Below are 1,427 nucleotides of genomic sequence, written 5' to 3' on the forward strand. Positions count from 1 at the left end.
GTCATAGAGCCGGCTTTCCTTCTCTCGTTTTCACGCATCGGCTCCGCGCGTATCGCTCGGAAACCGAAGGTGGCACCGGTGAGAACATAACCCGTCTATAATAGCAAACCTCGGCGTTGCCAACCCACCGCGCTCCCGCCCCGCATGATTTTTCTCAACGCCCGCGCGCCTTGAGGAACGCGGCTCGGATCGCGCCGCGCCGGGTCGACGCTTCGTGCCGTCGGGCGGGTTCGCGCGTCTCTTCAAGGCGATGTGCAGCAAAAACGAGGTTTGGGGGCACGGACGTTTTTCTGGACTCCTACGCGGCTGCGGCGAGCGCCGCCCTATGGGCCGCTATCGTCTTCCATCCGAGCGATCTCTCGATCTTCTCGTCACGATACCACACGATGTACTCGTCGAGGGCCCGCACGAAGCTCCCCTTCGTCGTCCCCTTCCAGTCCCTCGCGTAGAAGAACTCCTGCTTGAGCGTCCCGAAGAAGCCCTCCGCCCTCGCGTTGTCGGGGCTCTTGGCCTTGCGCGACATCGACCTGACGAGGCCGTTGGCCTCGCAGACGCCCTTCCATCTGGCGGAGCGGTAGTTGCCGCCGCCGTCGGTGTGGACGGCGCAGCCCTCCTCCAGGCGCCCGAGCGCGTCCTCCAGCGAGCCCGCCGTCAGCTCGTCGTCCGGGCGCGTCGACGTCCGCCACGCCACCGGGCAGCCGTCGAAGCAGTCTATGATCGGGGAGAGGTAGACCTTGAGGCCGCCGAGGTCGAACTCGGTCACGTCGGTCACGACGAGCCTGCCCGGCGCGTCGGCGCGGAAGCCGTGCGTCCCGTCCTCTCGAAGCGGCAGGTTCGCGGGGCGCTCGTCGGTCTCGCCCGCGTAGGAGCTGTGGCGCCGGCGCTCCTTGACCTGGACCGGGACGAGCCCCTCCTCGCGCATGATCCGGCGCACGACCTTCTCGGAGACGACGACGGGGGCCTCCATGTCCCCGGGCGCGAGGTCGCGGGCGCGCACGGGCGCGCCCTCGCCCCGCCGCAGGGCCGCCCACACGCTCAGCGACCCGTAGCGGCCCTTCGAGCCCTCGAAGGCCGCGCGCACGCGCGCCCGCAGGGCCGCGTGCCTGTCGGGCCTGGCCGCCATCGCCGCCTGCGAGAAGTACGTGCTCCTGGCGATGCGGAAATCCCTCAGGACGTCATCGACCCTCGCCCTCGCCGCCATCGCCCTCGCCCTCTCGCCCGCCCGGCGCTTCTCCGAATTGCTCAAAGAGCCCGGGCCTGGTGCTTTTAGGACGTCCAACACCGCCAGCGCCTCCGCGAGCCTGACCTCGGCCAGCCGCGCCCGCTCGACGGGGTCGCCTTCGGGGAGGTCGCCCCATGCGCGGGACCATTCGCCCCGCTCGCCGCCTTCTTCCTTCGCCACGCCCTCGCCGCCCTTCCCCTTCGTC

At 69.9% G+C, this 1,427-nt stretch carries 1 protein-coding gene; it reads right to left on the minus strand.

What is annotated here, in order from left to right:
* Positions 1–298: 298 nt before the first annotated feature.
* On the minus strand, positions 299–1,427 hold a 1,129-nt coding region (locus ACMO6A_RS14895), incomplete at its 5' end, for an IS3 family transposase (protein WP_418471478.1).

It is taken from the genome of Eggerthella sp., assembly GCF_048329335.1.
In the GTDB taxonomy this organism is placed as follows: domain Bacteria; phylum Actinomycetota; class Coriobacteriia; order Coriobacteriales; family Eggerthellaceae; genus Eggerthella; species Eggerthella lenta.